The following is a 221-nucleotide window of genomic DNA, read 5'->3' on the forward strand; positions in this document are numbered from 1 at the left end:
ATTCTGCCTTAAATCCATAATGACTCCGTTCTACTTTAGGATGACACAATTATCATAATGCGGCAAATTTTCCGTGGATGTAACCGACCACAGCAGAAACAGCATTTGGTGTCTCAAAATAGGGGTATCAATTTTTAAAGAATGGGCATTCTCTTGCGATAGAATATAATCTTCCTCAGAGTTAGAAAGGCCACCTTCTGGACCAATTACTATTAAATATT

Annotated in this window: 1 protein-coding gene; it reads right to left on the bottom strand. The window is 37.1% G+C overall.

What is annotated here, in order from left to right:
• Nucleotides 1-30: 30 nt before the first annotated feature.
• On the bottom strand, nt 31-221 hold a 191-nt coding region (locus M901_RS17915), incomplete at its 5' end, for a 16S rRNA (uracil(1498)-N(3))-methyltransferase (RefSeq protein WP_157679747.1).

The organism is Bacteriovorax sp. DB6_IX, assembly GCF_000447775.1.
GTDB lineage: Bacteria > Bdellovibrionota > Bacteriovoracia > Bacteriovoracales > Bacteriovoracaceae > Halobacteriovorax_A.